This is a genomic window from Pseudomonas zanjanensis, assembly GCF_014268745.2.
GTDB lineage: Bacteria > Pseudomonadota > Gammaproteobacteria > Pseudomonadales > Pseudomonadaceae > Aquipseudomonas > Aquipseudomonas zanjanensis.
Window position 1 is genome coordinate 132,232 of the sequence record NZ_JABWRB020000007.1, and the last position, 6,351, is coordinate 138,582.

Annotated in this window: 2 protein-coding genes; both read left to right on the plus strand. The window is 62.2% G+C overall.

Annotated elements, in window-relative coordinates; all coding sequences use genetic code 11:
- Positions 1-296 precede the first annotated feature (296 nt).
- Positions 297-4,250 carry a trifunctional transcriptional regulator/proline dehydrogenase/L-glutamate gamma-semialdehyde dehydrogenase gene (gene putA / locus HU715_RS25975; protein WP_186706028.1) on the plus strand — a complete coding sequence of 1,318 codons (3,954 nt, stop codon included), beginning with the start codon at positions 297-299 and terminating at the stop codon, positions 4,248-4,250.
- 245 nt (positions 4,251-4,495) lie between these two features.
- Positions 4,496-6,298 (plus strand): acyl-CoA dehydrogenase, encoded by a 1,803-nt coding sequence (locus tag HU715_RS25980; protein WP_186706029.1) that lies wholly within the window; start codon positions 4,496-4,498, stop codon positions 6,296-6,298.
- Positions 6,299-6,351: the final 53 nt, after the last annotated feature.

The window sequence follows — 6,351 nt, forward strand, 5'->3', positions numbered from 1 at the left end:
AATGCTATTCAACAAATCAAATAAGGTGCAACCAGTTTCGTTCGAATAAGTTGCACCTGATCGGTTTTGTCGCAAAATCGCCGTTTTTTGCTCCCTTTTAGTGCAGTAAACGGCCCTTCTCTAGAAGCCAAAGCACTAAGCCGGTGCAGGAATGGCGGGGCAGTATTTACTTCCAGATGAGCTGCCTGTCATTTCGAGAAAAAAAGGGTTGCACCCGGTTGCACCTCATTCAGCGCGCAGCTAATCTTGCCGCCAGCTGATGCCACGCCATACGTGGTAAACATGAGGATAAAAATATGGCTACCACCACCCTTGGGGTCAAACTCGACGACCCGACCCGCGAACGCCTCAAGGCGGCCGCAACCTCGATTGATCGCACGCCGCACTGGCTGATCAAGCAGGCAATTTTCAATTACCTGGAAAAACTCGAGGGTGGTGCAACCCTGACCGAGCTGAACGGTTCCCCTCGTGCCGACAGCGACGATGCTGGCGACGTACAGGTCGACCACGCTCACCAATGCTTCCTCGAGTTTGCCGAGAGCATCCTGCCGCAATCGGTCCTGCGCGCCTCCATCACCGCCGCTTACCGTCGCCCGGAGCCGGAAGTGGTGCCGATGCTGATGGAGCAGGCCCGACTGCCGGCCGAAATGGCCGAAGCCACCAATAAGCTGGCGGCGTCGATTGCTGAAAAACTGCGTAACCAGAAGAGTGCCGGCGGCCGTGCCGGTATCGTTCAGGGCCTGTTGCAGGAGTTTTCCCTGTCTTCCCAGGAAGGCGTGGCGCTGATGTGCCTGGCCGAGGCGCTGCTGCGCATCCCGGACAAAGGTACCCGCGATGCCCTGATCCGCGACAAGATCAGCACCGGCAACTGGCACCCACACCTGGGCAACAGCCCGTCGCTGTTCGTCAACGCCGCCACCTGGGGCCTGTTGCTGACCGGCAAGCTGGTCGCCACCCACAATGAAGCAGGCCTGACTTCGTCCCTGAGCCGCATCATCGGCAAGAGCGGCGAGCCGATGATCCGCAAGGGCGTCGACATGGCCATGCGCTTGATGGGCGAGCAATTCGTCACCGGCGAAACCATCGCCGAAGCCCTGGCCAACGCCAGCAAGTTCGAATCCAAGGGTTTCCGCTATTCCTACGACATGCTGGGTGAAGCCGCGCTCACCGAACATGACGCTCAGAAATACCTGGCCTCGTACGAACAAGCCATTCACTCGATCGGCAAAGCCTCCCATGGTCGTGGGATATATGAAGGCCCGGGCATTTCCATCAAGCTCTCGGCCCTGCACCCGCGCTACAGCCGCGCCCAGTACGAGCGCGTCATGGACGAGCTGTACCCGCGCCTGCTGTCGCTGACCCTGCTGGCCAAGCAATACGACATCGGCCTGAACATCGACGCCGAAGAAGCCGACCGCCTCGAACTGTCCCTGGACCTGCTGGAGCGCCTGTGCTTCGAGCCGCAGTTGACCGGCTGGAACGGCATCGGCTTCGTGATCCAGGCGTACCAGAAGCGCTGCCCATACGTGATCGATTACGTCATCGACCTCGCCCGCCGCAGTCGCCACCGCTTGATGATTCGCCTGGTAAAAGGCGCGTACTGGGACAGCGAGATCAAGCGCGCCCAGGTCGAAGGCCTGGAAGGCTATCCGGTCTACACCCGCAAGGTGTACACCGACGTGTCCTACATCGCTTGCGCCCGCAAGCTGCTGTCGGTGCCGGAAGTCATCTACCCGCAGTTCGCCACGCACAACGCCCATACGCTGTCGGCCATTTACCACATCGCCGGTCAGAACTATTACCCGGGCCAGTATGAATTCCAGTGCCTGCACGGCATGGGTGAACCGCTGTACGAACAGGTTGTAGGCAAGGTCTCCGAAGGCAAGCTGAACCGTCCGTGCCGTGTGTACGCCCCGGTCGGCACCCACGAAACACTGCTGGCCTACCTCGTACGTCGCTTGCTGGAAAACGGCGCAAATACTTCGTTCGTCAACCGCATCGCCGACCAGTCGATTTCCATCCAGGAACTGGTCGCCGATCCAGTGGCCAGCATCGAGCAGATGGCAACCCTGGAAGGCGGTTTCGGCCTGCCGCACCCGCGCATCCCACTGCCACGCGACCTGTACGGCAGCGACCGCGCCAATTCCAGCGGCATCGACCTGGCGAACGAACATCGCCTGGCATCGCTGTCTTGCGCCCTGCTGGCTACCGCCCATAACGACTGGAAAGCCGTGCCGATGCTCGGTTGCGCCGCTAGCGAAGAAAGCCCGGCAGCGGTGCTCAACCCGTCCGATCACCGCGATGTGGTTGGCCATGTGCAGGAAGCCACGGTTGCCGACGTCGACAACGCCATTCAGTGCGCCCTCAACGCCGCACCGATCTGGCAGGCCACGCCACCGGCCGAGCGCGCTGCGATCCTCGAGCGCGCCGCCGACCTGATGGAAGGTGAGATCCAGCCGCTGATGGGCCTGCTGGCCCGCGAAGCCGGCAAGACCTTCGCCAACGCGATTGCCGAAGTACGTGAAGCCGTGGACTTCCTGCGCTACTACGCAGTGCAGGCGCGCAACGATTTCACCAACGACGCCCACCGCCCATTGGGCCCGGTGGTCTGCATCAGCCCGTGGAACTTCCCACTGGCGATTTTCAGCGGCCAGGTCGCTGCCGCTCTGGCCGCCGGCAACCCGGTTCTGGCCAAGCCCGCCGAACAGACCCCGCTGGTCGCGGCCCAGGCGGTGCGCCTGATGCTCGAAGCCGGTATTCCGGAAGGCGTCCTGCAACTGCTGCCGGGTCGCGGCGAAACCGTCGGTGCCCGCCTGGTGGGTGACGAGCGCGTCAAGGGCGTGATGTTCACCGGTTCCACCGAAGTTGCCCGCCTGCTGCAACGCAACATCGCCGGACGCCTGGACAACCAGGGCAGGCCGATCCCGCTGATCGCCGAGACCGGTGGCCAGAACGCGATGATCGTCGATTCCTCGGCCCTGACCGAACAAGTGGTCATCGATGTGGTGTCGTCGGCCTTCGACAGCGCCGGCCAGCGTTGCTCGGCCCTGCGGGTCCTGTGCTTGCAGGAAGATTCCGCCGACCGCGTCATCGAAATGCTCAAGGGTGCCATGGCCGAATCGCGCCTCGGCAATCCTGAGCGCCTGTCCGTGGACATCGGCCCGGTAATCGACGCCGAAGCCAAGGCCGGCATCGAGAAACACATCCAGGCCATGCGCGACAAGGGTCGCGCCGTGTACCAAATGGCAATCGCCGACAGTTACGAGTGCAAGCGCGGCACCTTCGTGATGCCAACCTTGATCGAACTGGAAAGCTTCGACGAGTTGCAGCGTGAAATCTTCGGTCCGGTGCTGCACGTGGTGCGTTACAAGCGCAAGGAGCTGGATCAGTTGATCAACCAGATCAACGCTTCCGGCTATGGCCTGACCCTGGGCGTGCACACCCGCATCGACGAGACCATCGCCAAGGTCATCGACAATGTGCATGCGGGCAACGTGTACGTGAACCGCAACATTGTCGGCGCCGTGGTCGGTGTCCAGCCGTTTGGTGGCGAAGGCCTGTCGGGCACCGGCCCCAAGGCCGGTGGTCCGCTGTATCTGTACCGCCTGCTGTCGATGCGTCCTACCGATGCGATCCAGCAATCCTTCGTCCGTGGCGATGCGCTGGCGGCGCCGGACCTGCGTTTGCGCGAGGCCATGGGCAAACCGCTGGCGGCGCTGCAAGCCTGGGCTGACAGCCAGAAGCTCGCCGAACTGAGCGCCCTGTGCGTGCAGTTCGCGGCTCAGTCGCAAAGCGGTATTACCCGCCAGCTGACCGGCCCGACCGGTGAACGCAACAGCTACGCCATCCTGCCGCGCGAGCACGTGCTGTGCCTGGCCGACGTGGAAGGCGACCTGCTGACGCAACTGGCGGCCGTTTTGGCCGTAGGCGGCTCAGCCGTGTGGCCGGAAACCGACACCAGCAAGGCCGTACTCACACGCTTGCCGAAGGATATTCAGGCGCGCATCCAGCGGGTGGCCGACTGGACCAAGGACGATGTGCTGTTCGACGCGGTCCTGCACCATGGCGATTCGGACCAACTGCGCGGCGTTTGCCAGCAAGTGGCCAAGCGCGCTGGCGCCATCGTCGGTGTGCATGGGTTGTCCCAAGGCGAAACCAATATTGCCTTGGAGCGCTTGGTGATCGAACGCGCGCTGAGCGTCAACACCGCCGCGGCGGGTGGCAACGCCAGCCTGATGACCATCGGCTAAATGCTGTAAGCCAGGCACCTGCAATAGGTGCCTGGCAATCAAAATCCAATGTGGGAGCGAGCCTGCTCGCGAAGACGGAGTATCAGACGACTTTAATGTGGCTGATCCGCCGCTTTCGCGAGCAGGCTCGCTCCCACATTTTTGATTAGCGTCACCCTCGCTCCTCCATCACCCAAATCAATCATCCTGTTCAGCCTCCATCCCCACGCCTAGACTCGGCCCATTCCAAAAAAAGGTAGGCCGCCATGTCCGAGACGTTGCTCAGTTCCCGCAATCTGGCTTTCGAGCTGTACGAAGTCCTCGATGCCGAGGGCCTGACTCAGCGCGAGCGGTTTGCCGAGCACAATCGCGAAACCTTCGACGCTGCCCTCGGCACGGCCCGCAGCATCGCCGAGAAATTTTTCGCGCCTCACAACCGCAAGAATGATGAAAACGAACCGCGCTACGAGAACGGCGAGGCGATCCTGATTCCCGAGGTGAAACCTGCGGTGGATGCCTTCCTGGAGGCCGGGTTCCTCAATGCCGCGCGCAGTTTCGAGGCCGGTGGCATGCAACTGCCGACATTGCTGTCCCAGGCCTGTTTCGCGCACTTCCAGTCAGCCAATGCCGCGTCGACCTCTTACCCGTTCCTGACCATGGGCGCGGCGAACCTGATCGAAAGTTTCGGCAGCGATGATCAGAAGCAACGCTTCCTGCAACCGATGATCGACGGACGCTTCTTCGGCACCATGGCCCTGACCGAGCCCCACGCTGGCTCATCGCTGTCGGATATTCGTACACGCGCAGAACCGGCGCCTGACGGCACCTATCGACTCAAAGGCAACAAGATCTTCATCTCCGGTGGCGATCATCCGCTGTCGGAAAACATCGTGCACATGGTCTTGGCGAAATTGCCGGATGCACCGCCGGGCGTGAAAGGCATTTCGTTGTTTATCGTGCCCAAGTTCCTGGTCAACGACGACGGCAGCCTCGGCCCGCGTAACGACGTGCTGCTGGCCGGGTTGTTCCACAAGATGGGCTGGCGCGGCACCACGTCCACCGCGTTGAACTTCGGCGACAACGGCGACTGTGTCGGTTACCTGGTTGGCAAACCGCACCACGGCCTGAGCTATATGTTCCAGATGATGAACGAGGCGCGGATCGGGGTCGGCATGGGCGCGGTGATGCTCGGTTACGCCGGTTACCTGTATTCCCTTGAGTACGCCCGCGAACGCCCGCAAGGACGGGTGCCCGACAGCAAGGACCCGACCACCGCCCCCGTGGCAATCATCCAGCACGCCGACGTGCGGCGCATGCTGCTGACCCAGAAGGCCTACGTCGAGGGTTCGTTTGACCTGGGCCTTTATGCAGCCCGGCTGTTCGACGACACCACCACCCTGGAAAGCGAAGCCGAACGTCGGCGCGCCCATGAACTGCTGGACCTGCTGACCCCCATCGTCAAATCCTGGCCCTCGGAGTTCTGCCTGAAAGCCAACGAACTGGCAATCCAGATTCTCGGCGGGCACGGCTACACCCGCGAATACCCGGTGGAGCAGTACTACCGCGACAACCGCTTGAACCCGATCCATGAAGGCACCCACGGTATCCAATCCCTGGACCTGTTGGGACGCAAATTGGCGCAGAACGGCGGTGCCGGTCTCAAGCAGTTGATCCGCCTAGTGGCCGACACCACGGAGCGGGCCCAGGCGCACCCATCGCTGACGCCGCTGCGCCAGCCGCTGGAAGCGTTGGTGGCGCGCCTGCAAACCGTCACCCTCGGTTTGCTGACGGACTTGGCCCAGGGCAAGGTCAACGGCAGCCTCGCCAACTCGGCGCTGTACCTGAAGGTGTTCGGGCACATGGTGATTGGCTGGCGCTGGCTGGAGCAAGCGATTCGTGCCGAGGAAGGCCTGGCCAAGGGCAACGCGGCGGACAGCGACTTCTATAGAGGCAAGCTGCAAGCGGCGCGCTATTTCCTGACCTGGGAAGTACCGGGGTGTCACCATGAGCTGGCGATTCTTGAGGCGCGGGATGATACGTGCCTGGGGATGCGGGATGAGTGGTTCTGAGCCAGTGCTTGTGGTGTGGCTGAGATCCAATCGCGAGCAGGCTCGCTCCCACA